Origin of the sequence: Bradyrhizobium shewense (genome assembly GCF_900094605.1) — a bacterium.
Lineage (GTDB): Bacteria > Pseudomonadota > Alphaproteobacteria > Rhizobiales > Xanthobacteraceae > Bradyrhizobium > Bradyrhizobium shewense.
In genome coordinates this window covers 82,598-105,216 of the sequence record NZ_FMAI01000026.1, presented here as the reverse complement: position 1 = coordinate 105,216, position 22,619 = coordinate 82,598, and the positions used below count along the sequence as shown (strand labels likewise).

Here is a 22,619-nt window from a genome sequence, read left to right as displayed (position 1 = left end):
AAAAAGCCCCGCATCGCGTTCCGTCCCAACAGACATCATCCGGAACTGCCGCCAAGGCTCAAACGCTACAACCGCCTCATCGCGCGCCGACGAGCCCAGGTTGAGACCACCTTCGCCACTCTCAAACGCCGCATGCGACTGACTTGCATCCGCTACGTTGGTCTGATGAAGGCAAGCGGGCAGGTCCTGCTCGCCTCGATCGCCTTCAACATGAGGCGGTGGGCCACGATCGCGGCCTGAGCCGCCCGCCGAGGGCGACCACTACAGACTTGGCTGGCAATTGCCGTAACCACGGCCCTTCTCCTGCCGTCCTCAACTTCAAAAGCCGATAACGCAACAGGCCCACAGGGGGAGAGGGTAATCACACCCGTGGCATGCTGGCGGGCCGCACTTCGCGGGCCTGGGCTGCGAGCCTGATCCCGGCATTGGCCGCACCGAACCCCTGATAATCCCTGCGCTCGACGATCTCGAAGAAGAACCGCTCGTCGAAGATGTGGGTGTAGACCTGGAAGAACTCGCCGTCGCCCTCACGGTCGTAGAGGATGTGATTGGCGCGCAGCTGCGCCATCAGGTCGGGCGCGAGGTCATATTTGGCCTCGATGTCGTCGTAGTAGTTTTCGGGGATATCGAGAAAATCCGCGCCGCGCTTGCGCATCTCCGCGACTGCCGCAAAAATGTCCCGGCACGAGAACGCGACGTGCTGCACGCCCGAGCCGAAGAACTCCGAGATGAAGCGTGCCGGCAACGTCCGGTTGGCGGATGAGCCGTTGAGCACGAAGCGCAGGCTCTGGTCGGCGTTGATGATGGCCTGGCTCTGCACGAGGCCTCGGGGATCGGCGATCTCCATCTGCGGCAGGCGCTTGAGGTCGAGGATGCCGGTGTAGAACAACAGCCAGGACAGCATCTCGTCATAGGGCATCGACTGCGCGATGTGATCGACGGCGAGCAGCGCGTCCGCGCCTTTGTCGCTCGCAACAGGCTCGAAATCCGTGTCCCAGTTCTTGCCGGCCTGATCCAGGAAATACAGCAGGCTGCCGCCGACGCCGTGGATCGCAGGGATCTCTAGCTCGCCCGGCCCGACCGGCTGGTAGAAGGTGCGCGCCTTCAGCATCTCCGCGCGCTGCATGGCAAGGCCGGCATTGTCGACATCGAGCGCAATCGCGCAGACGCCGGGGCCGTGCGTCACATAGTGCGAATGCGCAAAGCCGTCGGTCTCGCTGTTGATGACGAGCTCGACCTTGCCCTGCGACCAGCGCTCCACCGCCTTGCTACGATGCGCGCCGGTCTTGCGGAAGCCGAGCTGCGCAAACAGGCGGGCGAGCTCGCCGGCCTTGGTCTCGTTGACGGCAAACTCGATGAACCCGGTGCCGCGGCTCTTCGCTTTCGGTGCCAGCGGTTCGGCGGCGAATCTCGGCCAATCCGGCGCAAGCTGATCCTCCAGCAGGATCAGCGAGCGCAGGCCGTCGAGCGCGGTCTGCGCGGCCGACCCGGCGCGGAACTGATCGTTGAAGATCTCCAGCGACAGCGGCCCGGCATAGCCGGTCGCCGCGATCGCCGCCATGAACTCGCCGACCGGCAGATCGCCCTGGCCGGGGAAGGAGCGGAAATGCCGGCTCCAGGACAGGATGTCGAGCTCGAGCTTCGGCGCGTCGGCAAGCTGCACCAGAAAAATCTTGTCGCCGGGGATCGAGGCCATCGCGCGGGTCGGAAAGCCCGGTGCTAGCGCATGAAAGCTGTCGAGGATGACGCCAATCGCGGGATGATCGACGCGGCGCACGATCTCCCAGGCGTCGCGATAGTCGTTGACATGACGTCCCCAGGCCAGCGCCTCGTAGCCGACGCGCAAGCCCCGACTGGCGGCGCGATCGCCCAACTCGCGAAAATCGTCGGCGGCGCGGTCAATGCCGCCGACCGAGGCGGGCGAGACGTTGGAGCAGATCAGCAGCAAATCGGTGCCGAGCTCCTGCATCAGATCGAACTTGCGTTCCGCGCGGGCAAAATTGCGTGCGCGCTGCGGCTCCGGCATGCCCTCGAAATCGCGGAACGGCTGAAACGCGCAGATCTCGAGATTGAGGTCCTTGCAGAGCTTTGCGATGTCGCGCGGGCTTGCGCCGAACGACAGCAGATCGTTCTCGAAGATCTCGACCGCGTCGAACCCGGCCGATGCGATGGCGCGAAGTTTCTCGTCGAGGGCGCCTGAAAGGGAGACGGTGGCGATCGAGCGCTTGTTCATGCTGCATTGTCCTCCATGGCACCGCCGAGGAAGAGCTGGCCGATGCGGGGATCGTTCAGGATGCGCTCCGCCTTGTCGATCATCCGGGTCTGGCCGAGCTCGAGCACGATGCCGATGTCGGAGATCTCCAGCGCCGAGCGCGCGTTTTGTTCGATCATCAAGATGGTGACGCCGCGGTCGCGCAGGCTCTTGAGGATGTCGAAGGTCTGCTGCACCATCAGCGGCGACAGGCCGATCGAGGGTTCGTCGATGAGTACCAGCTTCGGCTCGAGCAGCAGCGAGCGGGCGATCTCGAGCTGCTTCTGCTCGCCGCCGGAAAGTGTCGAGGCCTGCTGGGTCGATTTGCGGCGCAATGCGGGGAACAGGTCGAGGGCAGCCTCGATCCGCGTGGGCAGGTCGAGGCCCTTGCCGGCGGCGACGCCGCCGAGCTCGATATTGTGACGCACCGACAGCTCGGGGAAGATGTTGCGGCCCTGCGGCACGTAGCAGATGCCGGCATTGAGCAGCGCGCGCTGGCTCAAATTGGTGATGTCGCGGCCGGCAAAGCTGATCTTGCCCTCGCGCAGCTTCAACAGGCCGAAGATCGCCTTGAACACGGTGGACTTGCCGGCGCCGTTGGGACCGATGATCGTGGTGATCGTGGCTTGAGGCACGGCAAACGTCGTGCCGTTCAAGATCGTCATCTTGCCGTAGCCGCCGACGAGATTGTGAACCGAGAGGATAGGCTCGCTCATGATCGGCTCCTCAATGTCCGAGATAGGCTTCGATCACGGCGGGGTTCTTGCGCACCTCGTCGGGCCGCCCCATCGCCAGCACCTTGCCTTCCGCCATCACCATCACGCGCGAGCACAACGACATCACGAACTCCATGTTGTGCTCGATCACGACGAAGGTGGCGTTCTTCTCGCGGTTGATCGCGACCAGGCGGTCCTTCAGGTCCGCCAGCATCGACGGGTTGACGCCACCGGCAGGCTCGTCGAGCAGCACCAGGCGCGGGCCGCCCATGAAGGCCATGGCGGCGTCGAGCAGTTTTTGCTGGCCATAGGACAATCCGCCGGCCGGCTCGTCGGCGAGATGATCGAGCTTGAAGAACCCGATCATCTGGTTGGCGGTATCAGTCAGTCCGGCATCGGAGCGGCCGACCAGGCGCGAGGCCATGTTGCCCTGATGCTCCTGGCCCGCGAGGATCAGGTTCTCGCGCACCGAGAGCTTTGGAAACACCTGCAACAGCTGGAAGGTGCGGCTGACCCCTAACTTGTTGAGCTCGGAGGGGCGGAGGCCCGTGACGAGCTTGCCGTCGAGCTTGACCTCGCCGCCTGACGGGGTGAGCTGGCCGAGGATGCAGTTGAACAGCGTGGACTTGCCGCAGCCGTTCGGACCGATCAGGCCAAGGATCTCGCCCTCGCGCACGTCGAAGGAAACACCGTCGACGGCGCTGATGCCGCCAAAGTTCTTCTTGATATCGGAGACTTCGAGCACCGCACTCATTGCACCGTCTCCAGGCGGGATTTTGCGACGGCGCGCAGCGCGGAGGCCGCCTTGGTGCGGCGCTCGGCGAGATAGCGGTCGAGGATTCCCAAAATGCCGGTCGGCGACCAGATCAGCAGCAGCATCACCGCCACCGCGTAGAGCATCAGATAATAGCCCTCCGTGAAGCGCAGCCATTCCGGCAGCAACACCGCGATCATCGCGCCGAGGAAGGGACCGAAATAGAAGCCCGCGCCGCCGACGATCACCATCATCAGAAGGTCGAGCGAGAGCGACAGGTTGAACGGCACGGGGTCGATATATTGCGTGAGCGGCGCATAGAGTCCGCCGGCGATGCCGCCGAGCGCCGAGCCGATCGCGAACGCCATCAGCGTGTAGCGGCGCGTGTCGATGCCGAGCGATTGGGCGCGCAGCGGGTTTTCGCGCAATGCCATGAAGGCGCGGCCCCAGGGTGAGCGGATCAGCCACCACACCGCGAGCGACACGATCGCGAGCGAGCCGAGGCAGACGTAGTAGAACGGCAGCGGCTTGTTGGTCGCGAAACCGAAGATATGCGGACGCGGGATGTTGGAGATGCCGTAGATGCCGCCGGTGAGCCAGCTCTCGTTGCGGAACACGAGGAAGGCGAGGGTGGAGAAGGCCAGGGTGACGAAGGCGAGGTAGTGATGCTGCACGCGCAGCGCGGGATAGCCGAGCACCCAGCCGACCGCGAAGCTGAGCACGATGGCGACGACGATCGCCGCCGGCAACGGCCAGCCATGCGTGGTCATGACCGCCGCTGCATAGGCACCGATGCCGACGAAGGCGCCCTGCGCCAGCGAGACCTGGCCGGCATAGCCGAGCGTGAGGTTGAGGCCCATCGCAGCGATGGTCATCACCGCCCATTGGCTCAGGATGAACAGGCCGTAGCGGTTGAAGTTCATGGGGACGATGATCAGGCCGGCGATGACGATCAGGCCGAGCGCGATCTTCAGAGGTTTGCCGAAGCTGATCATACCGTGCGCTCCTCGGCGCGGCCGAGCAGTCCTTGGGGCCGGAACAGGATGACGGCGATCAGGAAGATCATCGGCACGGCGGCGCGGTACTGCGTCGAGACATAGGCGGCCGCGAGATTGTCGAGCACGCCGATCAAGAGGCCGCCGGCGATCGCGCCGCGCACCTGGTTGAAGCCGCCGACGATCGCCGCGATGAAGGCGGCCTGGCCCAGCACCTCGCCGGACGAGAATTTTGCGAGGTAAATCGGTGTGATCAAAAGCGAAGCCAGTGCGACCAGGAAGGCGTTGATCAGGAAGGTCAGCAGGATCATGCGCTCGACCGGCACGCCGATGATGCGCGCGACCGTCGGGTTCTGCGCCGCCGCCTGCATCTGGTGGCCGAGAGAGGTGCGATTGAGCAGCGCAGTCAGGCCGAACACCGCAACGATGGCGACGACGAGCACGCCGATGCTTTGCAGCGAGACCGCGTGTCCGAGGATGGAGATGTCGCCGGTCGGCACGATCGACGGGAAGGGCGAGGCCTCGGCGCTGAAGAACTGCTTGACGGCTTCCTTGAGGCCGATCGCCAGCGCCATCGTCGCAATCGCCAGCGGCAGTACGCCGTGGCGCATCATCGGGTCGACCAGCAGCAGCTTGAAGCCGAGGCCGAGCAGGATCATCGACAAGAGGATGCCGAGGATGATCGCGAGCCAGAACGGCGCGCCGGCATGCATCGCCGCCAGCATCAGGAACGCCGGCAGCATCACGAACTCGCCTTGCGCGAAATTAATGGTCTGCGAGGTCTGCCACAGCAGCGTGAAGCCGACCGCGACCAGCGCATAGATCGCGCCGGTGGCCAGTCCCGCGACCAGAAGATCGAACAGATTGGACATGGGTTCTCTTTGACCGTTAGAGCCCGAGTTTAGTCGACACGAGTCCAGCTCTATCTCTCCCTCTCCCCGTCCTTACGGGGGAGAGGGCGGGGTGAGGGGCTCTCTCCGCGAACTCAGCTGTCGCCGTGACTGCGGAAGCACCCCTCACTCCGACCCTCTCAGCGCGAGCGAAGCTCGTCGCGACCCCGCGAAGAGCGGGGCGAGGGAGAAGAAGAGGCCCTCATTTCACCTTGGGCAGCACCTGCTTCACCACCTGCTTGCCTTCGACCACCTCGACCAGAAAGCTCTGGCGGTCGATGTCGCCGGTGTCGCTGAAGGTGACGTCCATCAGGATGCCCGGCTCGTCCGCGGCCTTGATGGTGAGGCCGTGCAGCGTGTCGGCGAACTTCTTCGGGTCGACCTTGCCCATCTTCTCGGTGGTGGCCTTCACCATGTAGACGGCGAGATAGCCCTTCAGGCCGTTATGGTCAGGGACGTAATTGTACTTCTTGGAAAACTTCTCGCGGAACGCCTTGATCAGGTCGACCGGCGCGTCGGTGGTGAGGCCGACATGGCCGCGTGCGCCGTTGGCCGCGTCGCCGGCGAGCTCGATCACCTTCTGGCCGATCAGCGTGGTCTCGCCCATCAGCGGCGCGGTGACGCCCTGGCGCTTCAGCTCCTTCAGGATGCGGGCGCTCTCTTCTTCGTTCAGGTAGACGAACACGGCATCCGGATTGGCGGCCTTGATCTTGCCGACGTCGGCGGCGAAATCGGCCTGGCCCGCCTCGGTCGAGAGGTCGGCGACCACCTTGGAGCCGAGCCGGTCGAGCTCCTTGACGACGACGTCGCGTCCGCCGCGGCCGAAGTCGTTGTTGACCCAGACCACCGCGACCGTTTTCGCCTTCATCTCGTCGTGGATGTATTTCGCGACCTTCGGCATCGAGGATTGCTGGCCGAACGAGGTGCGGAACAGGAATTTGTTGCCGGCCTGCGTCAGCTCGGCGGCTTCGCCGCCCATGATCTGCGCGATGCCCGCTTCGGCGGCGAGCGGCGCGGTGACCTTGACCGAGCCGGAATAGCCGGGTCCGAGCAGCACATAGGGCTCGGCGTCGAGCGCCTTCTGCACCTGGGCGCGGGCGACGCCGGGGTTGGATTGCGAGTCGGCATGGCTGACTTCCAGCTTGCGGCCGAGCACGCCGCCCTTGGCGTTGATCTCCTCGATCGCGAGATCGATGCCGTTCTTCCAGTTGGTGCCGACAGTGGCGCCGCCGCCCGAGAGCTCGGCAACGTTGGCGAGCTTGATGGCCTGGGCGTGGACGCTGGTTGCAGTCGCGAAGGCAAGCAGGGCGCCTGCCAGCAGGGTCGATTTCATGGTTTCTCCTCCCATTTTTCGTCGAGATTGTCCGCGGCCTTGTGTCGGCCGCTTCGGTTACGCAGCGTGATAAGCCGAGCTTCGTGCCGCCATCACCTCGTCGAATGCCTGTCCCATGATCTCGGTCGATGGGGCAAGGCCCGTGAACAGTTCGAAGGCGTCGGCCGCCTGGTAGATCGCGAGCTCCCGCCCGGTCATGATCCGCGCGCCCTTGGCTTGTGCCGCCGCCAGCAGCGGTGTGATCAGCGGCGAGTAGACGGCGTCCGCAGCCCACATTTTTTCATGCAGCAGCGCGGCCGTAACCGGCATGCCGCGGTCCGGCAGCATCCCGACCGGCGTGCCGTTGACGAGGCCGGTCGCGCCGCGCAGCGCATCCTCGACGCTTGCGGCGATCCTTGCGCCGCCCCGCGGCGCAAGCAGGGAGACGAGCGTCGCCGCGCGCGCCGGCTCGCTGTCGAAAATGCGGATGTCGGACACTTTCAGGCTCGCCAGCGCAAACGCAATCGCCTTGCCGACGCCGCCGGCGCCGATCACCGCAACGGCATTCCCCGCGGGCGCCAGCAGTGGCGCCACGGCGCGGGCAAAGCCCGTGGTGTCGGTGTTGTGGCCGGTCAGGCGGCTGTCCCGGACGACGACGGTGTTGACCGCGCCCATCGCGGCGGCGTCCGGCGCCAGCGCGTCGAGCAGCGGGACCACCGCTTCCTTGTAGGGATAGGTGACGTTGACGCCGGCAAAGCCGAGCCGCCGCACGCCTTCGAGCATCATGCGGAGCCCGGTCGCGTCGGCGCCGGCGACCTCGATGAGCTGGTAGTGGCCGCGCAGGCCGAGCGCCTCGGCGGCGCGCTCGTGCATGGCGGGGGAGGCGGAATGCGCGATCGGCGCACCGATCAGGCCGGTGAGGAGCTTCTTGCTGGCGGCGTATCCGCGCTTGGACATGTTTGCTATCGTCTCGTTGGGGAGCGTTCGGTTCCGGCCATTAGCCGGCAAATCCACGCAATTCCAAGGGGGTTCGGGGTGCGACGATAGTCCTTCCCTTGCCTAACACAATTACCCTTTTGTCCTGCAATCCGAACATAATGTTATTTTTTCCGCCCGCGCGCCTGCGCAGCCTTGCCGTTGCCGCGAGACGGCTCGATGGCGCGCATCTCGGCGCGCAGGGACTCGATGAAAGACTCGGCATGGAGCGACAGCGGCGTGCCGCGTTTGACTGCGATATAGGTGTCGAACTTCGTCGGCTCGGTGATCTTCACCAGTTCGATCCCGGGATAGCCGCCATGGGCCACCGTGAACTGGTCGATGATGGCGATGCCGAGGCCCGCCTTCACCAGCGCGCAGACCGTGGTGCCGAAGCGTGCGCGGATGGTGATGTTGTAGTCGAGGCGGTTGCGCGCGAAGATCCCCGCCATGATCCGGCCGTAGGGATCGTTCGGATCGATGCCGATCAGCGGATAGCGGGTGATCTCCTCGGCGGAGACCTGCTTGCGGCCTGCGAGTTCGTGACCGGGCGGCACGATGCAATAGAGCTCGCCCGAGGCGAGCGGCATGAAGTCGAGCCCGGAATGCTCCAGCCGGTAGCTCATCGCCACGCACTCGCCGCGGCCGAGCATGAGATAGTCGATGGCTTCCTCGAGCTTGAGGACGTTGATGTCGATGGCGAGATCGGGATAGCGGCGCCGGACGCGCTCGATCGCGCGCGGTACCATCACCTGCGAGATGCTCGGCACCGAGCCGATGCGCAGCTCCGACAGGCCGCCGCGGCCGATCTTGGAGATGATCTCGGAGAGATCGTCGACCTTCTTGTAGACGCCGTTGATCTGCTCGAAGATGTTCTCGGCTTCCGGCGTCGGGAAGTAACGCCCGTTCTGGCGCTGGAAGAAGCGGATGCCGAGCGAGCGCTCGGTGTATTTGACGAGGCGGCTGATCCCCGGCGCCGAGACGTTGAGCAGCTTCGCCGCACCGCCGATGGTGCCCGTCACCATCACGGCACGGATCACTTCAACCTGGCGCAGCGTCATCATATCCTGGGCATCCGAAAGACGATCATGGCGGCGATCATCTCACGAGAGCCGTGATGTCATCCAGCGGCAAGTGTGTGGATGTGGATGGAAGGGCGAGCTTCTCCCTCTCCCCCTGTGGGAGAGGGTGGCTCGCCGCGAAAGCGGCGAGACGGGTGAGGGGTCTCTGTCCGCGCGCAAATCTCTTGCAAAGGAATTCGCTGAGGCAACCCCTCATCCGGCGCTTCGCGCCACCTTCTCCCACAGGGGGAGAAGGGAAACTTCGCTGTCAGATTGTTTCGACTAAAATCGGCCCATTCGAATGGAGGGGCTGTATCGTTGCGCGACCTGTCTCGTCGGCATCGTTTAGCGCGGCTGCGTTCTAGCTCGCCGGCTCTTCCGGCAATACGCTCTCGGCCAGCTCCTCGCGCTCGCTTTCCAGCACCGCGCGCGCGAACTCGATGATCTTCTGCTTGTTTGCCGTTTCGCGGACGGCGAAAAACACGCGGTTCAATTCCAGGCCGAGCACGCTGTTGAGGGCGATGTCCTCGTCTTCCATCGTGGTGTTCCCGCTTCGGTCGCTCAGGTGTATCGTGACGTCAATTCTGCCACAAGTAGTTTAAATCTTCAGGCGGATGAGCACCGGGAAACTACGGCCGCAGCGAATTGAGGCAGTCCCCAAATACGTGCTATACGGAACGGCGAGGGTCAGGAAACGCACTGATGTCCGCCGTGGATTATGGCCGGGAAGCGCTCGACTTCATTGAGGGGCTTGGAGCCTACACCAAGGTTCCGGACGCCATGGACGCGCTTGCAACCGCGTTCGGCCGGTACGGCTTCGAGCATATCATCGTAACGGGATTGCCGAATCCCGATCAGCGCTTTTCCCAGATGGTGCTCGCCAAGAAGTGGCCGGCCGAGTGGTTCAGCCTCTACACCCAAAAGAGCTACGACCGTGTCGATCCCGTGATCCGCAAATGTCGGCAGACGGTGAATCCTTTCGAGTGGTCCGAGGCGCCGTATGATCCGGAGCTGGAGCCGGGCGCGGTGGAGGTGATGCGGCGCGCTGCCGATTTCCGCATGTCGCGCGGCTTCGTCGTGCCGATCCACGGGTTGACTGGCTACGAGGCCGGCGTCTCGCTGGGTGGCGTTCATCTCGATCTCAACGCGCGCAGTAAGCCGGCGCTGCACCTGATCGGGATGTACGGGTTCGATCACATTCGTCGTCTGCTCGATCCGGCGCCGCATCCATCGATGCGCCTTACCCCGCGCGAGCGCGAGGTGCTCGCCTGGGCCTCGCAGGGCAAGTCGGCCTGGGAGATCGGCGAGATCCTCCACATCACGCAGCGCACGGCCGAAGAGCATCTTGCAACCGCTGCGCGCAAGCTTGGTGCCGTCAACCGGACGCATGCGGTCGCGATCGCGATCCGCCACAGAATCATCATCCCCTGAAATCCGCGCCTACTGGGAAATTTCCCAATAGTCGGTTTCGCCGTTTTCCGTGAGGATTCCCCCATTATTTCGAACAATGGGGGAGTAAATGATTCATGTGATTTCCGCCGTTAACCGGCACCTTTACGAGGACGTTCTTGATCAGCATTTCAGGGTGCGCCACGAGATTTTCGTCGAGGAGCGGAAATGGGAGGCGCTGCGCAAGCCCGACGGCCGCGAGATCGACGCTTACGACAATGAGGACGCGATCTACCTGCTGGCTCTCGAAAACCGCCGGGTGCTCGGCGGCTCCCGCCTGTATCCGACCACCAAGCCGACGATGATGAGCGAGGTCTTCCCGCATCTCGCCACGGTGCGCGGTTGCCCCTCGGACCCGCTGGTCTGGGAGTGGTCGCGCTTCTTCGTTTCGCGGGAGCGCCGCGACGGCGCGTTCAATCTGCAATTGATGGCGGCGGCGCAGGAGTTCTGTCTGGATCAGGGTATCGAGCGTCTCTGTCTCGTCATGGAGACTTGGTGGTTGCCCCGCTTCCATGACATCGGCTTCGTCGTGACCCCGCTGGGATTGCCGGCACTGATCGAGAATTCCTGGACCATGGCGGCGTCCATCGAGGTCCGTCAGGAATCGCTCGATGTCGTGCGCGACCGTATCGGGATGAAGGATGTCGTGCGCCAGGACGGCCCGCGTCTGGACGCCGTCGCCCGTGCCAACCTCTGCGGCGCTGCTGCCGCGCAACGAAAGAGCGCCTGAGATGTCGAACATGATGCGGGACAGCCAGATCATGGCGCAGATCAGGGACGATGATCTCGGCCACATGTCGGACATGGCGCTCGAACTGGCGCAGATGGCGGAAGACACCGGATTGACGACGCTCGCCTATCTGTTCCGGATGGCGGCGCTGGAGGCCTCGACGGCCAACAGCGTGCTCGCCGAACCGGACGATCTTCCCCGGCAGATGACGTCGCACTAGGACGCAATCCTTCTTTACATTCTGACGAAGTCGCACCCTCTCGCCGGCCCGCCGGCGAGAGGGTCATCGTTTGGGTGCGGCAGGTTGCCCCAGCCGGCACGGCAGCTTTCTTGCAAGAGCGTCTCGATCGCATGCATCGGCATGCAACAAAGTGCATGTTTGGTGTCGAATCGCTCTTGCCTCGGAACGATACTGCTATTACCCATTTTTCCGCCTTGAACAGGCAGGGGGAGCTCTTTCACTGATGGCGAACGTGTTCGAACATCGGCGCGACACCGCGTGCGCCTGAAAGAGTCTTGATGCTGCTCGTCGTCGAACAGTTCCTGAACGGGTTGCAGTTTGGCCTACTGCTGTTCCTGCTCGCCGCCGGCCTGACGCTGGTGTTCGGGATCATGGATCTCGTCAACCTCGCGCACGGCTCGCTCTACATGATGGGCGCCTATTTCGCCGCGACCTTCGCCGCCTGGACCGGCAGCTTCCTGCTCGGGGCGCTGATGGCGCTGGGGGCCACGCTGGTGCTCGGCATTGTGCTGGAGATGAGCGCGCTACGGCATCTCTATGGCCGCGACCATCTCGACCATGTGCTGGCGACGTTCGGCCTGATCCTGTTCTTCAACGAAGCGGTGCGGCTGATCTGGGGCCCGGCCGGTCTTGCGCTGCCGCTGCCGGCCTGGCTCACCGTGCCGGTGCCGATCCTGCCCGGCATTCACTATCCCGCCTACCGGCTTGCCATCATCGTGGTGGCGCTGCTGGTGGCGCTGCTGCTCTATCTCGGCGTGATGCGCACCCGCATCGGCATGCTGATCCGCGCCGGCGCCTCCAACCGCGAGATGATCGGCGCGCTCGGCATCAACATCAAGCTGCTCTACACGCTGGTGTTCGGCTTGGGCGCCGCGCTCGCCGGCCTCGCCGGCCTGATGCAGGCGCCGATCCTCACCGTGCAGATCGGCATGGGCGAGAACATCCTGATCCTCGCTTTCGTCATCATCGTGATCGGCGGCATCGGCTCGATCCGCGGCGCGTTCCTGGCCGCGATCTTCGTCGGCATGATCGACACGCTCGGCCGCGCCTTCCTGCCCAATCTGCTGCGACAGGTGCTGAGCGGCGCCGCTGCCTCCACCGCCGCGCCCGCGCTGTCCTCCATGCTGATCTACCTGCTGATGGCGATCGTGCTGGTGGTGCGGCCGGAGGGGCTGTTTCCGGCCAACCGTCGATGAAGTCTTTCACTGTGAGCAAGGCCGTCACGGCCCTGATGCTGGCGGGCCTCGTGCTGCTGCCGCTCTATTCGCAGCTCTCCGGCAACATCTTCATCCTGACGCTGTTCACCCGCATCATCATCCTGGCGTTGGCGGCCGCGAGCCTCAACCTCATCATGGGATTTGGCGGCATGATGAGTTTTGGCCACGCCGCCTATCTCGGCATCGGCGGCTACGCGGTCGGCATGCTGGCGCAGGAAGGCGTCGGCAGCGGCTTCATCCAGTTTCCGGTCGCGCTCGCGGCGTCCGCGCTCTACGCGCTGGTGATCGGCGCGCTGTCGTTGCGGACCCGCGGCGTCTATTTCATCATGATCACGCTCGCCTTCGCGCAGATGGCCTATTACGTCGCTTCGGGCCTGGCGCGCTACGGCGGCGATGACGGCCTCACCGTCTACAAGCGCAGCGACTTCTCCGGGCTGATCAACCTGTCGAACCGCACGCAGTTCTATTATCTCTGCCTCGCCTGCCTCCTCGGCGTCATCTTCCTGATCTGGCGCATCGTCAATTCGCGCTTCGGCCTCGTCGTACAGGGCCTGCGCTCCAACGAGCAGCGCATGCAGGCGATCGGCTTCCCGGCAAAACGCTATAAGCTGGTCTGCTTCGTCATTTCAGGCACGATGTGCGGCCTCGCCGGCGCGCTGCTCGCCAACAACACCGACTTCGTCAGCCCGGCCGTGATGTACTGGACGCGCTCCGGCGACCTCATGGTGATGGTGATCCTGGGCGGCATGGGCACGCTGTTCGGCCCGATCATGGGCGCGGTGGTGTTCCTGCTGCTGGAAGAGTTCCTGTCGCAGATCACCGAATATTGGGCGCTGATCATGGGCCCGCTGCTGCTGCTGATCGTGCTGTTCGGCCGCGGCGGCATCATGGGCTTGCTGGGGAGGGCCGGCCGTGGCTGAACCCTTGCTTCGCGTCGAAAAGCTGGTGCGCCGCTTCGGCGGCATCGTTGCGACGGATAATGTCTCGCTCGACGTCGCCGCGGGCGAGCTGCACGCTATCATCGGCCCGAACGGCGCCGGCAAGACCACGCTGATCAGCCAGCTCACCGGGCATCTCGAGCCGCATTCCGGCAGCGTCTCGCTGGCGGGGCGCGACATCACCTATCTGCCGGCCTATCGCCGCTGTGCGCTGGGTCTTGCGCGTTCGTTCCAGATCACCTCGCTGCTGCTCGATTTCACCGCCGCGGACAATGTCGCGCTGGCGGCGCAGGCCCATGCCGGCACCTCGTTCCGCTTCTTTGCCAATGCGCGCAAGGAGCGATCCTTGCGCGATGCCGCGCATGCCGCGCTCGATCGCGTCGGCCTGTTGCATCGCGCCGATGTCGTGGTGAACAGGCTCAGCCATGGCGAGCGGCGCGAGCTCGAGCTTGCGGTCGCGCTCGCGAGCAAGCCGAAGCTGCTGCTGCTCGACGAGCCGATGGCGGGTCTTGGTGTCACCGAATCCCAGCGCATGGTGAAGCTGCTCCAGGAGCTGCGCAAGGAAGTCTCGATCGTGCTGGTCGAGCACGACATGCCGGCGGTGTTCGCGCTCGCCGACCGCATCACGGTCCTGGTCTATGGCCGCGTCATCGCCTCGGGCGATCCGGCCGCAATCCGTGCCAACGAGGACGTCAAGCGCGCCTATCTCGGCGACCAGCACGTGGTGACGCATCATGGCTGACACGCTGCTCGAGGTTGACGGCATCGAGACCTGTTACGGCCTCTCCCAGGTGCTGTTCGGCCTGTCGCTGTCGATCAGGCCGGGCGAGATGGTCTCGCTGATGGGCCGCAACGGCATGGGCAAGACCACGACCATCCGCTCCATCATGGGCCTGACGCCGGCGCGCGCCGGCAGCATTCGTTTCGCGGGCGCCGAGGTCAGGCAGCTTCCCTCGTACAGGATCGCAAAGCTCGGCGTCGGCCTGGTCCCCGAGGGACGCCAGATCTTCCCGAACCTCACCGTGCGCGAAAATCTGGTCGCGGCCGCCGCCGACCGCTTCAGCAGCCCCAATCCCTGGACGCTGGCCGCGATCTACGTGATGTTTCCGCGCCTTGCCGAACGCGCCGCCAACATGGGCAACCAGCTCTCCGGCGGCGAGCAGCAGATGCTCGCGATCGGCCGCGCGCTGATGACCAATCCGAAGCTCCTGATTCTCGATGAAGCGACCGAAGGCCTCGCGCCGCTGATCCGCGAAGAGATCTGGCACTGCCTGTCGCTGCTCAAGAGCCGCGGACAGTCGATCCTGGTCGTCGACAAGAACGTCGACCATCTCGCCCGCATCTGCGATCGCCACTTCATCATCGAGCGCGGCAAGACGATGTGGAGCGGCACCTCCGACCAGCTGATGGCGGAACCGGATTTGCAGCACAAATATCTCGGCATCTGACGCGCGTTCCTGCCGACCGCGCGCAACGCGCGAGATTCTCTTCGAGCAAATCCAGTTTCGAATTCCTCCAAACCGCGCGCAGAGCTCTTGAGCGCGCCGCCGCCAGCGGTCAAACAAGCCGCGGCGTAAGCGGATTCGATGCGGGACTTCTACGATCAAATTGTCGGACGGCCTCAAGACGACATCGGTTCCGCACAGCCGGGCGCTTCGACAGCGCAATGGCTGGATTTTCCGGGCTGCGTGTTTGTCAGAGGCGAGTTTCGAGCCGATGCAGACGGCTCTGCGATCGCAGCCCCGGGCCTGTTCATCTCGGTCTCCGTTGATGGTGGCGCAGGCCGCGGCATTCTGACGCGCAGCACCGGCTGCGAAGGGCGGATGACGGCAATTGCCGTGCGCGAAACCTGCGCAGCGGAACGCGCGGTTCACTCCGGCGAGCGTTGCGCGATCGGCCTGGCGTTTTCCCAAACCTCGATCGATGGGCTCGGACTCGGCGATGAGTTTCGGGCGCTGTTTGCGAACGACGTCTCGGGCGCGGCGATCGTCTCTCTGAAGGCGTCTGCGCGCATACAAGCGGTCGCGGCAGAAATGTTTTCGCCGCCGGTCACCGGCAACGCGGCGCAATTGCTGCTGTCGGCGCATGCCGCCGAGATCGTGGTCCACGCCTTGTTCGGCGAGCGCGGCCGGATTGCGACCGATCCTGCCACCGATCTGCAGTGGACGCGGCTGCAATCGGTGAAGCAGCGGATGGATGCTGATCTCGCCTATCCCTGGAGTATCGACGAACTCGCGCGGAACGCTGGGCTGAGCCGCAGGTCCTTCAACCAGAAATTCCGGATGGCATATGGCCAGAGCGCGATCGACTATCTCAGGGCTCAGCGGCTCGATGCCGCACGTGCCTTTTTGATTCACCAGCGCTTGTCCGTCACCGAAGCGGCCTATCGGGTCGGCTACGCCCATCCGGCAAATTTCGCGACGGCTTTCCGCAGGCGCTTCGGCCATTCGCCGAGTCGCTATCAGTAAACTCGAAAGCCTCCACGTGGGATCAAAGGTGATTTGCGCGCGCGCAAAGGCGGCGGCCGCTTTGATCTGGTTACACCCGGGTTGTTGAACACGGAACTCGGGGAAGACGATGAGGCGGAACGACGGGCAGACGCTCGGCTGGGAACGGATGGTGAGGACTGGTCTGGGAGCGGCCGGTTTGGGAATGGTCCTGCACGCGACGCCCTCGGCGGCACAGGTCTCCGGAAACAATTCGCCTTCGACGGCGGGCACATTGCCTCCGGTCACGGTGGAGGCACCGAGCCAGGCGCGTCCGCGTGCCCAATCTGTCCAGCGCGCCTCACAATCGCAGCGCGGCCGCGTCGCGACGCCGCGCAATGCCGGGTCCGGACAAGCCAGAAACGCGGACACGCGCGAGGCGGGTAGCGGCCGTGCCAATGCGTCGAGCGAGAACAGCTATGTCGCAAGCAGCAGCTCGGCGGGCACGAAGACGAACACCCCGCTGCTGGAGACGCCGCAATCGATCTCGGTCGTGACCCGCAAGGAGCTCAACGACCGCGCCGTGCAGACGCTGACGGAGGCGGTCGGCTATGAACCGGGCGTCCGCATCGATGCCTCCGGCTACGATCCGCGCTTCGACGCCATCTCAATCCGCGGCTTCGACATCACCTATAACGGCATCTATCTCGACGGCCTGCGCCTCGTCGGCGCCGGTCTCGGCGTGTTCAAGACGGAGCCTTATGGCGTTGACAGCATCACCGTGGTGCGCGGGCCGAGTTCGGCCCTCTACGGTCTCGGCTCGCCCGGCGGATTGATCGACCTGCAGAGCAAGCTGCCGACCAGCCAGCCGTTCCACGAGGTGCAGACGGTGTTCGGCGACCGCGAGCGCGTTCAGGGCAATTTCGATCTCTCGGGTCCGGTCGATCCCAACGGCCAATTTTCCTATCGGTTGACCGGCGTGGTGCGCGACGCCGACGTGTTCGTGCCCGGCGGCAAGGACAATCGTGTCTATGTCGCTCCCGCCGTCACCTGGAGGCCGGACCAATCGACGACCCTCACCATTCTCGGCGCCTACCAGAAATCGAAGACGCCGGGCTCGATGTTCACCTATTCCACGGGCACCGGCACCACCACGGACATCTTCACCGGCAGCCCGTCCTATAACTCGCTGGACCAGGAGCAGGGGCGCGTCGGCTATCTGTTCGAGCATGCGTTCAACAATGCGGTGACCGTTCGGCAGAAATTCCGCTATGTCGATGTCGATGCGGTCACGCGCTATGTCGGCTTTCTCGGCGCTCCCGTCGGCAATGTCGTCTCGCGCTACACCGGCTACGTCCACGACACGCTGCAATCGGCCATCATGGACAACCAGGTCGAGGCAAAACTCTCGACCGGTCCCGTGCAGCACACGCTCCTGGTCGGCACCGACTACACGGCATCGAAGTTCAACGACAAGCAGGGCTTCGGCTTCGGCGTCTCCGACCTCAATCTGGCCGCGCCGGCCTATGTGCCGGAATCGATTCCGGATCCCGCGATCTCGTCCTCAACGCAGCAGCGGCAGACCCAGTCCGGCGTGTACATTCAGGACCAGGCCAAGCTCGACCACTGGATCCTGACGCTGAGCGGCCGCAGCGACTGGGTTCGCACCACGGGCGAGGATCAGTTCGCGCTGACCCGCCAGCAGCAGTCCGAACAGGCCTATAGCGGGCGAGCCGGGCTGACCTATGTGTTCGATTCCGGGGTTGCGCCTTACGTCGCCTATTCAACCTCGTTCTTTCCCAATCTCGGCGTCGATCCCACGGGCGCCTTCTTCAAGCCCACCACCGGCAAGCAGACCGAGATCGGCGTCAAATATCAGCCGCTGGGGACGAGGAGCTTCATCACTGCTGCGGTGTTCGACCTGACCCAGAGCGGGGGCCTCGTCACGACCGGGACTGGCGTCACGGTCCAGCGCGGCGAGATTCAAAGCCGCGGCTTCGAATTGCAGGCGCTGGCGAGCCTCGGCGGCGGTTTCGACATCACCTCGTCCTACACCTATCTCGACATGGTCACCAAGCAGGCCGGCGACAGCGCGCAGATCGGCAAGTTTCCGTCGGGCAATCCGCCGCACACCGCGACGCTGTGGGGCAACTATGCCCTGCCGCTGGCCGGCCCGTTTGCCGGGCTGAGCATCGGTGGCGGCGTGCGTTACATGTCCTGGAGCTATGGCGACGATCTGAACACGTTCAAGAACAGCTCAGTGACCTTGGTTGATGCTGCGCTGAAATATGATTTCGGCCAGGCGGCGAAGGAGCTGAAGGGCCTTCAGTTCCAGGTCAACGCCAAGAACCTTTTCAATCTGCACTACACGACGTGCCAGGTCGGGTACTGCTACCGCGGCGCACCGCTGACCGTCATCGCAACGCTTGGCTATCGCTGGTGAGGGGTTCCCGCGGGACGGAGGCGGCCGGACGATCACCATGGATCCCGTGACGGTGCAGTTCGCGGATGACGCGGGCTTCGCTCGACGGCTGCCGGCGTTTGGCTTTCGGCGCTTTGGTCAACCCGTCTTACCTGGTTCGACCTGCCCGCTGTTAGTGCGATAGACGGTGCGTGCCGATCTCGATCAGGGTGGACCGGCAGGACAAGCGGTAGATCAGACTGAACAATTGATCCCACATGACCGAACTCCACTGTTGATCATGGACGGAAATCTAGACCCCGTCTCTTTCCGGCAGTTTTCGAGGCGCATGAAAAACGGCTTCTTCGCAGAGCGGAGTGATGTCGTCGGAACAGGGAGGACGAAGTCGCCTCACGCCGATGTGAGGCATATCCCTATCAAAACACCTCGAAATATTCGCGGTGCTCCCAGTCGGTCACCTCGGACAGGAAGCGGTCGATCTCGGCGTTCTTGATGTGGGTGTAATAGTCGACGAACTCAGGCCCGAACTTCTCGCGGAAGAACGGATCGTCCTTCAGCGCGCTGACCGCATCGCGCAGCGACTTCGGCAGCAACGGCGCCTTGGTCTCGTAGGGCGTGTCGGCGGAGGGACCGGGATCGAGCTTGCGGTCGACGCCGTCGAGGCCCGAGAGGATCTGCGAGGCCATGTAGAGATAGGGATTGGCGGCGGGCTCGCCGATGCGGTTCTCCAGGCGCGTTGCGGCATCATTGGCACCGCCGAGCACGCGGATCATCACGCCGCGATTGTCGCGGCCCCAGATCGCGCGGTCCGGCGCCAGCGAGTAGGAACGGTAGCGCTTGTAGCCGTTGATGGTCGGGGTGGTGAACACCGTCGAGGCCCGGGCGTGCTCGAGCAGGCCGGCGAGGTATGACCGGCCGAAGGCGCTGAGCGGCTCACTGCCGTCCTTTTCCGTTTCTTTGGCCATGAAGATGTTTTCGCCGCTGGCGCGTGACACGATCGACTGGTGCAGATGCCAGCCGCTCGCGAACACATTCGGCAGTTTCGGCCGACACATGAAGGTGGCGTGATAGCCGTGGCGGCGCGCGATCTGCTTCACGGCGCTCCGAAACAGCACCATGTTGTCGGCGGGCTCGATCCCCTTCCGCGGCGCGAAGGTGAACTCGCACTGGCTCGGCCCGAACTCGACCTCGACCGAGCGCAACGGCAGTCCAAGCGCGACGATGTCGCGGCGCAGGATCTCCAGCACCGGCTCCATCTGATCGAAGCGCTGCTCGGTGAGATATTGATAGCCGTGGCTGAGCAGGCTCACCGATGGTGGCGTGCCCGGCTGGCCGGCGTCCTCGGGCCGCATATGCGGGTCGTCGAGCCTGAAGATGTGGAATTCGACCTCGAGCCCGGCGACGAAATCGTGTCCGCGCGTGCCGAGTTCGTCCAGCGCGCGCTTGTAGAGCCCGCGCGTCGCGAACGGCACCGGGCGGCCGTCATTGAAGTAGAGGTCGCACAGCACCCAGCCCGTGGTCGGCGCCCATGGCAAAACCCGAAACGTGGTGGGGTCGGCGACCATCAGCACGTCGGCCGCGCCTTCCATCTCCTTCATGCCGAAGCCGCCGCCCGCGGTGAACACCGGGAATACCGTGCGGTGCGACGTATCCTTGGCGAGCATGGTCGTGGTGATGGAGCATCCGCTCTCCAGCGAGGCGATCGCCTCGGAGGCGATGATGGTCTTGCCGCGCAAGATTCCGTGCTGGTCGGGGAAGGCGAGGCGGATGACCTCGAGGTTCTTCTCCTCGACGATGCGGCGCATGCGCGCCGCCGCGTCCCTCTGCTCATCCGACCACAGCGCATGACGCGCGACGAAAGTCACTTGGGTTGCTCCTCGCTGCTTGTCATTCCGGGGCTCGCGAAGCGAGAACCCGGAATCTCGAGGTTCCGGGTTCGATGCTGGCGCATCGCCCCGGAACGACGGTACCTATATCACTCCGCCGCCGTCAGCCGGTGCACGTTGTCCGCGATCTCCTTCGGCACTGGTGCGGCCCAAGGTGCGCCGCGGCGGCGCTTGACGTCGACCTCCATCCAGTAGAGCTCCCACCCCTGGGTCGGCCCGATGCCGTCCATGGTGGCCGGTCCCTGGATGCTGCGTGCTCTGCTGTCGTCCAGGAACAGCATCGGCTTCTCGCCGCCGCCGACCTTCTCGATCTCCTGCCGCAGCAGGCGGCGATATTGCACGATCGCCTTGTCGCTCGAGCCGAGATGCTCCTTGGTGCGGTCCTGAATCGCGCCCATCGATTCCACCGCCCATTGGTCATGGACGTTGATGTCGGTGCCCATGCCGGTATAGGTCGCGGTCTGCTGCTCGTGCGGATCGAAGCCGTAATCGTTGCTGCGGTTCTTGCGCGACTTGTAGTCGGGCAGCTCATAGAGCTCGAGCCGCTGGTCACGCATCTTCTGCTTGTCGACCGGGTTCGAATAGCTGGTGAAGATCGCGTACCAGTAGCAGTTCTCGTCGTCGATCGGCACGTGCCACTGCGAGATCGTCATCTCCGTGCTCATGGGAATGACGAAGCCGTGCGGGAAGAGCTGGTTGGTGACGCGCACATGGGTGCGCTCCTCGTCGATCTCGCGTAGCGCGATCAGCCGCAGGCCGTATTCGGTGTGCTCGACATTGATGATCGGGCGGTCGTATTCGCGCAGGATTTTCGTCATCGGCAGATCAGACCCTGCAGATGCGCCGCGGAACTGCTTGCCGTAGGCGGTGGACGTGTCCTCGTCCTCGAAGAAGCGGTGCAGGTAGGAGGCGTGCGCGGGATCGATGCCAACCTCCAGCGCCTGCAGCCAGTTGCAGGCCATGTGGCCCTTGAACGCAAAGGTGTGCGTGCCGGGCGCGACGAAACAGTCGAGCTCCGGAAAAGCCGGCGGGTCACCCTCGCCGAGATAGGCCCAGAGGATGCCGCTCTTCTCGACCACGGGATAGGAGCGCTGGCGGATGTTTTGGCAGAGCTTCGAATCCTTCGGCTCGGCCGGCGTCTCGATGCACTGGCCGGTGGCGTCGAATAGCCAGCCGTGGAAGGCGCAGCGCAGACCGCCATGTTCTAACCGTCCGAACGCGAGGTCGGCGCCGCGATGCGCGCAGTGGCGGTCGATCAGGCCGTAGCGTCCGGTCTCGTCACGGAACAGCACCAGATTCTCGCCGAGCAGTTTGACGGGGCGGATCGGTCGCGCGCCCTCGAGTTCATCCACCAGCGCCGCCGGCTGCCAGTAGCTCCGCATCAGTTTTCCGCACGGATCCTTCGGACCGGTGCGGGTGATCAGGTCGTTCTGCTCCTGGCTCATCATGGCAGTAGCATCCTTTTGTGGAATGGCGTTTGTTCGCCTATTGAACGAATGGGCGAATTATGACATGCCTTGGAAAGGCAGCAAGCACTATTTTGCAGGATTGTCCCGGGCATGCCCAAGCTGAAGCGCAGTGAGAGCGACGAGCGCGCGACGGATTTTGTCGAGGCCCTCGATCGCGGCCTGCGCCTGCTGCAATGCTTCGGCGCGACGGCAGGTCCGATGACGCTGAGCGATCTCGCCCGCGCTGCAGATCTGCCGCGCGCCACCGCCCGGCGTATGCTGTTCACGCTGCAGCGCGGCGGTTTTGTCAGCGGCGATGGCAAGCTGTTCTCGCTGACGCCGCATGTGCTGACGCTGGCGGCATCTTACTTGCGGTCCAATCAGCTCGTCGCGGTGCTCCAACCCGTGCTCGATCGCGTCGCGACCGCGGCGAACGAAATCTCCTCGCTCGCGGTGCTCGACGGCGATGACGTCGTGTTCATTGCCCGAGGCAGCCCGGCGCGCGTGTTCTCGGGCGGATTGGAGATCGGCTATCGGCTGCCGGCGTTCTGCACCTCGGTCGGGCGCGCCGTGCTCGGCCAGCTCGACGATGCCGACCTTGCCGCACGCCTGAAGGCGATGACGCGCCAGGCGCTGACGCCGCAGACGCAGACCGATGCCAAGGCGCTGCTCGCGCGCATCGCCGCCGACCGCGCGCAGGGCTATTCACTGGTCGACCGCGAGGCCGAGCCGCATTTCCGCTCGATCTCGGTTCCCGTCCGCCGCTACGACGATGTCATCGTCGCCGCCATCAACATGGGCGCCCATGTCGACCGTGTGCCGGCGCAGGAGCTGCTCGACCGCTTCCTGCCGCTGCTGCGCGAGGGTGCGGACTCCGTGCGTTCGCAGCTGCTCTAGCTGTAGCCCGG

Annotated in this window: 22 protein-coding genes; 11 read left to right on the top strand and 11 right to left on the bottom strand. The window is 64.5% G+C overall.

Annotated elements, in window-relative coordinates; translation table 11 throughout:
- Window positions 1–240 (top strand): transposase (locus tag GA0061098_RS34630; RefSeq protein WP_165637789.1); only part of this gene is annotated, 240 nt, incomplete at its 5' end.
- Between the two features lie 121 nt (window positions 241–361).
- On the opposite strand, the gene GA0061098_RS34625 is transcribed toward GA0061098_RS34630, so the two are convergent.
- From GA0061098_RS34625 to GA0061098_RS34585, 9 genes are all read right to left on the bottom strand, one after another.
- Window positions 362–2,233, bottom strand: coding sequence for a bifunctional sugar phosphate isomerase/epimerase/4-hydroxyphenylpyruvate dioxygenase family protein (locus tag GA0061098_RS34625; RefSeq protein ID WP_091965883.1), 1,872 nt, complete (start codon window positions 2,231–2,233; stop codon window positions 362–364).
- Window positions 2,230–2,967: an ABC transporter ATP-binding protein gene (locus GA0061098_RS34620; RefSeq protein ID WP_091965882.1), complete on the bottom strand. Its 738-nt coding sequence runs from the start codon at window positions 2,965–2,967 to the stop codon at window positions 2,230–2,232. Before GA0061098_RS34620 ends, GA0061098_RS34625 begins: the two co-directional genes overlap by 4 nt.
- Window positions 2,968–2,977: 10 nt before the next feature.
- Window positions 2,978–3,721 (bottom strand): ABC transporter ATP-binding protein, encoded by a 744-nt coding sequence (locus tag GA0061098_RS34615; protein WP_091965881.1) that lies wholly within the window; start codon window positions 3,719–3,721, stop codon window positions 2,978–2,980.
- Window positions 3,718–4,716 (bottom strand): branched-chain amino acid ABC transporter permease, encoded by a 999-nt coding sequence (locus GA0061098_RS34610; RefSeq protein ID WP_091965880.1) that lies wholly within the window; start codon window positions 4,714–4,716, stop codon window positions 3,718–3,720. Before GA0061098_RS34610 ends, GA0061098_RS34615 begins: the two co-directional genes overlap by 4 nt.
- Window positions 4,713–5,588, bottom strand: coding sequence for a branched-chain amino acid ABC transporter permease (locus GA0061098_RS34605; RefSeq protein WP_038946887.1), 876 nt, complete (start codon window positions 5,586–5,588; stop codon window positions 4,713–4,715). Before GA0061098_RS34605 ends, GA0061098_RS34610 begins: the two co-directional genes overlap by 4 nt.
- A gap of 220 nt (window positions 5,589–5,808) precedes the next feature.
- A complete protein-coding gene (locus tag GA0061098_RS34600; RefSeq protein WP_091965879.1) occupies window positions 5,809–6,939 on the bottom strand; it encodes an ABC transporter substrate-binding protein in 1,131 nt (376 codons plus the stop codon).
- 57 nt (window positions 6,940–6,996) lie between these two features.
- Window positions 6,997–7,875, bottom strand: a complete 879-nt coding sequence (locus GA0061098_RS34595; RefSeq protein WP_091965878.1) for a shikimate dehydrogenase — start codon at window positions 7,873–7,875, stop codon at window positions 6,997–6,999.
- A gap of 143 nt (window positions 7,876–8,018) precedes the next feature.
- Window positions 8,019–8,957 (bottom strand): LysR family transcriptional regulator, encoded by a 939-nt coding sequence (locus GA0061098_RS34590; RefSeq protein ID WP_091965877.1) that lies wholly within the window; start codon window positions 8,955–8,957, stop codon window positions 8,019–8,021.
- 358 nt (window positions 8,958–9,315) lie between these two features.
- Window positions 9,316–9,492 carry a hypothetical protein gene (locus GA0061098_RS34585; protein ID WP_091965876.1) on the bottom strand — a complete coding sequence of 59 codons (177 nt, stop codon included), beginning with the start codon at window positions 9,490–9,492 and terminating at the stop codon, window positions 9,316–9,318.
- 164 nt (window positions 9,493–9,656) lie between these two features.
- On the opposite strand from GA0061098_RS34585, the gene GA0061098_RS34580 reads away from it, so the two are divergent.
- From GA0061098_RS34580 to GA0061098_RS34540, 9 genes are all read left to right on the top strand, one after another.
- Window positions 9,657–10,385, top strand: coding sequence for a LuxR family transcriptional regulator (locus GA0061098_RS34580; RefSeq protein WP_091965875.1), 729 nt, complete (start codon window positions 9,657–9,659; stop codon window positions 10,383–10,385).
- 88 nt (window positions 10,386–10,473) lie between these two features.
- Complete coding sequence (locus tag GA0061098_RS34575; RefSeq protein ID WP_091965874.1) at window positions 10,474–11,133, top strand: acyl-homoserine-lactone synthase; 660 nt, start codon at window positions 10,474–10,476, stop codon at window positions 11,131–11,133.
- Window position 11,134: 1 nt separating this feature from the next.
- A complete protein-coding gene (locus tag GA0061098_RS34570; protein WP_091965873.1) occupies window positions 11,135–11,353 on the top strand; it encodes a hypothetical protein in 219 nt (72 codons plus the stop codon).
- 299 nt (window positions 11,354–11,652) lie between these two features.
- Window positions 11,653–12,570: a branched-chain amino acid ABC transporter permease gene (locus GA0061098_RS34565; RefSeq protein ID WP_028139755.1), complete on the top strand. Its 918-nt coding sequence runs from the start codon at window positions 11,653–11,655 to the stop codon at window positions 12,568–12,570.
- Entirely contained in the window at window positions 12,567–13,511 is a 945-nt protein-coding gene (locus GA0061098_RS34560; protein ID WP_091965872.1) for a branched-chain amino acid ABC transporter permease, read from the top strand. The genes GA0061098_RS34565 and GA0061098_RS34560 overlap by 4 nt, the downstream gene beginning before the upstream one ends.
- A complete protein-coding gene (locus GA0061098_RS34555) occupies window positions 13,504–14,271 on the top strand; it encodes an ABC transporter ATP-binding protein (RefSeq protein ID WP_018316880.1) in 768 nt (255 codons plus the stop codon). Before GA0061098_RS34560 ends, GA0061098_RS34555 begins: the two co-directional genes overlap by 8 nt.
- The gene (locus GA0061098_RS34550; protein WP_091965871.1) at window positions 14,264–14,977 is read left to right on the top strand and encodes an ABC transporter ATP-binding protein; all 714 of its coding nucleotides are present in this window, start codon (window positions 14,264–14,266) and stop codon (window positions 14,975–14,977) included. Before GA0061098_RS34555 ends, GA0061098_RS34550 begins: the two co-directional genes overlap by 8 nt.
- Window positions 14,978–15,115: 138 nt before the next feature.
- Window positions 15,116–15,997, top strand: coding sequence for an AraC family transcriptional regulator (locus GA0061098_RS34545; protein ID WP_091965870.1), 882 nt, complete (start codon window positions 15,116–15,118; stop codon window positions 15,995–15,997).
- A 109-nt stretch (window positions 15,998–16,106) separates the two neighbouring features.
- On the top strand, window positions 16,107–18,398 hold the full coding sequence (locus GA0061098_RS34540) for a TonB-dependent siderophore receptor (protein ID WP_245323783.1): 2,292 nt from the start codon (window positions 16,107–16,109) through the stop codon (window positions 18,396–18,398).
- 395 nt (window positions 18,399–18,793) lie between these two features.
- Here GA0061098_RS34540 and GA0061098_RS34535 read toward each other — a convergent pair whose 3' ends face one another.
- The gene (locus GA0061098_RS34535; RefSeq protein WP_091965868.1) at window positions 18,794–20,242 is read right to left on the bottom strand and encodes a glutamine synthetase family protein; all 1,449 of its coding nucleotides are present in this window, start codon (window positions 20,240–20,242) and stop codon (window positions 18,794–18,796) included.
- Between the two features lie 110 nt (window positions 20,243–20,352).
- Window positions 20,353–21,711: an aromatic ring-hydroxylating dioxygenase subunit alpha gene (locus GA0061098_RS34530; protein ID WP_091965867.1), complete on the bottom strand. Its 1,359-nt coding sequence runs from the start codon at window positions 21,709–21,711 to the stop codon at window positions 20,353–20,355.
- Window positions 21,712–21,822: 111 nt separating this feature from the next.
- Here GA0061098_RS34530 and GA0061098_RS34525 point away from each other — a divergent pair, with 111 nt between their 5' ends.
- Window positions 21,823–22,608 (top strand): IclR family transcriptional regulator domain-containing protein, encoded by a 786-nt coding sequence (locus GA0061098_RS34525; RefSeq protein ID WP_091965866.1) that lies wholly within the window; start codon window positions 21,823–21,825, stop codon window positions 22,606–22,608.
- Window positions 22,609–22,619 lie beyond the last annotated feature (11 nt).

Bases quoted from the DNA above. Each gene is read 5' to 3' on its own strand.
- GA0061098_RS34595 (WP_091965878.1), bottom strand. From the start codon at position 7,875: ATGTCCAAGCGCGGATACGCCGCCAGCAAGAAGCTCCTCACCGGCCTG.
- GA0061098_RS34620 (WP_091965882.1), bottom strand. From the start codon at position 2,967: ATGAGCGAGCCTATCCTCTCGGTTCACAATCTCGTCGGCGGCTACGGC.
- GA0061098_RS34590 (WP_091965877.1), bottom strand. From the start codon at position 8,957: ATGATGACGCTGCGCCAGGTTGAAGTGATCCGTGCCGTGATGGTGACG.
- GA0061098_RS34610 (WP_091965880.1), bottom strand. From the start codon at position 4,716: ATGATCAGCTTCGGCAAACCTCTGAAGATCGCGCTCGGCCTGATCGTC.
- GA0061098_RS34580 (WP_091965875.1), top strand. From the start codon at position 9,657: ATGTCCGCCGTGGATTATGGCCGGGAAGCGCTCGACTTCATTGAGGGG.
- GA0061098_RS34625 (WP_091965883.1), bottom strand. From the start codon at position 2,233: ATGAACAAGCGCTCGATCGCCACCGTCTCCCTTTCAGGCGCCCTCGAC.
- GA0061098_RS34615 (WP_091965881.1), bottom strand. From the start codon at position 3,721: ATGAGTGCGGTGCTCGAAGTCTCCGATATCAAGAAGAACTTTGGCGGC.
- GA0061098_RS34600 (WP_091965879.1), bottom strand. From the start codon at position 6,939: ATGAAATCGACCCTGCTGGCAGGCGCCCTGCTTGCCTTCGCGACTGCA.
- GA0061098_RS34540 (WP_245323783.1), top strand. From the start codon at position 16,107: ATGAGGCGGAACGACGGGCAGACGCTCGGCTGGGAACGGATGGTGAGG.
- GA0061098_RS34560 (WP_091965872.1), top strand. From the start codon at position 12,567: ATGAAGTCTTTCACTGTGAGCAAGGCCGTCACGGCCCTGATGCTGGCG.
- GA0061098_RS34575 (WP_091965874.1), top strand. From the start codon at position 10,474: ATGATTCATGTGATTTCCGCCGTTAACCGGCACCTTTACGAGGACGTT.
- GA0061098_RS34525 (WP_091965866.1), top strand. From the start codon at position 21,823: ATGCCCAAGCTGAAGCGCAGTGAGAGCGACGAGCGCGCGACGGATTTT.
- GA0061098_RS34530 (WP_091965867.1), bottom strand. From the start codon at position 21,711: ATGATGAGCCAGGAGCAGAACGACCTGATCACCCGCACCGGTCCGAAG.
- GA0061098_RS34550 (WP_091965871.1), top strand. From the start codon at position 14,264: ATGGCTGACACGCTGCTCGAGGTTGACGGCATCGAGACCTGTTACGGC.
- GA0061098_RS34605 (WP_038946887.1), bottom strand. From the start codon at position 5,588: ATGTCCAATCTGTTCGATCTTCTGGTCGCGGGACTGGCCACCGGCGCG.
- GA0061098_RS34545 (WP_091965870.1), top strand. From the start codon at position 15,116: ATGCGGGACTTCTACGATCAAATTGTCGGACGGCCTCAAGACGACATC.
- GA0061098_RS34565 (WP_028139755.1), top strand. From the start codon at position 11,653: ATGCTGCTCGTCGTCGAACAGTTCCTGAACGGGTTGCAGTTTGGCCTA.
- GA0061098_RS34570 (WP_091965873.1), top strand. From the start codon at position 11,135: ATGTCGAACATGATGCGGGACAGCCAGATCATGGCGCAGATCAGGGAC.
- GA0061098_RS34585 (WP_091965876.1), bottom strand. From the start codon at position 9,492: ATGGAAGACGAGGACATCGCCCTCAACAGCGTGCTCGGCCTGGAATTG.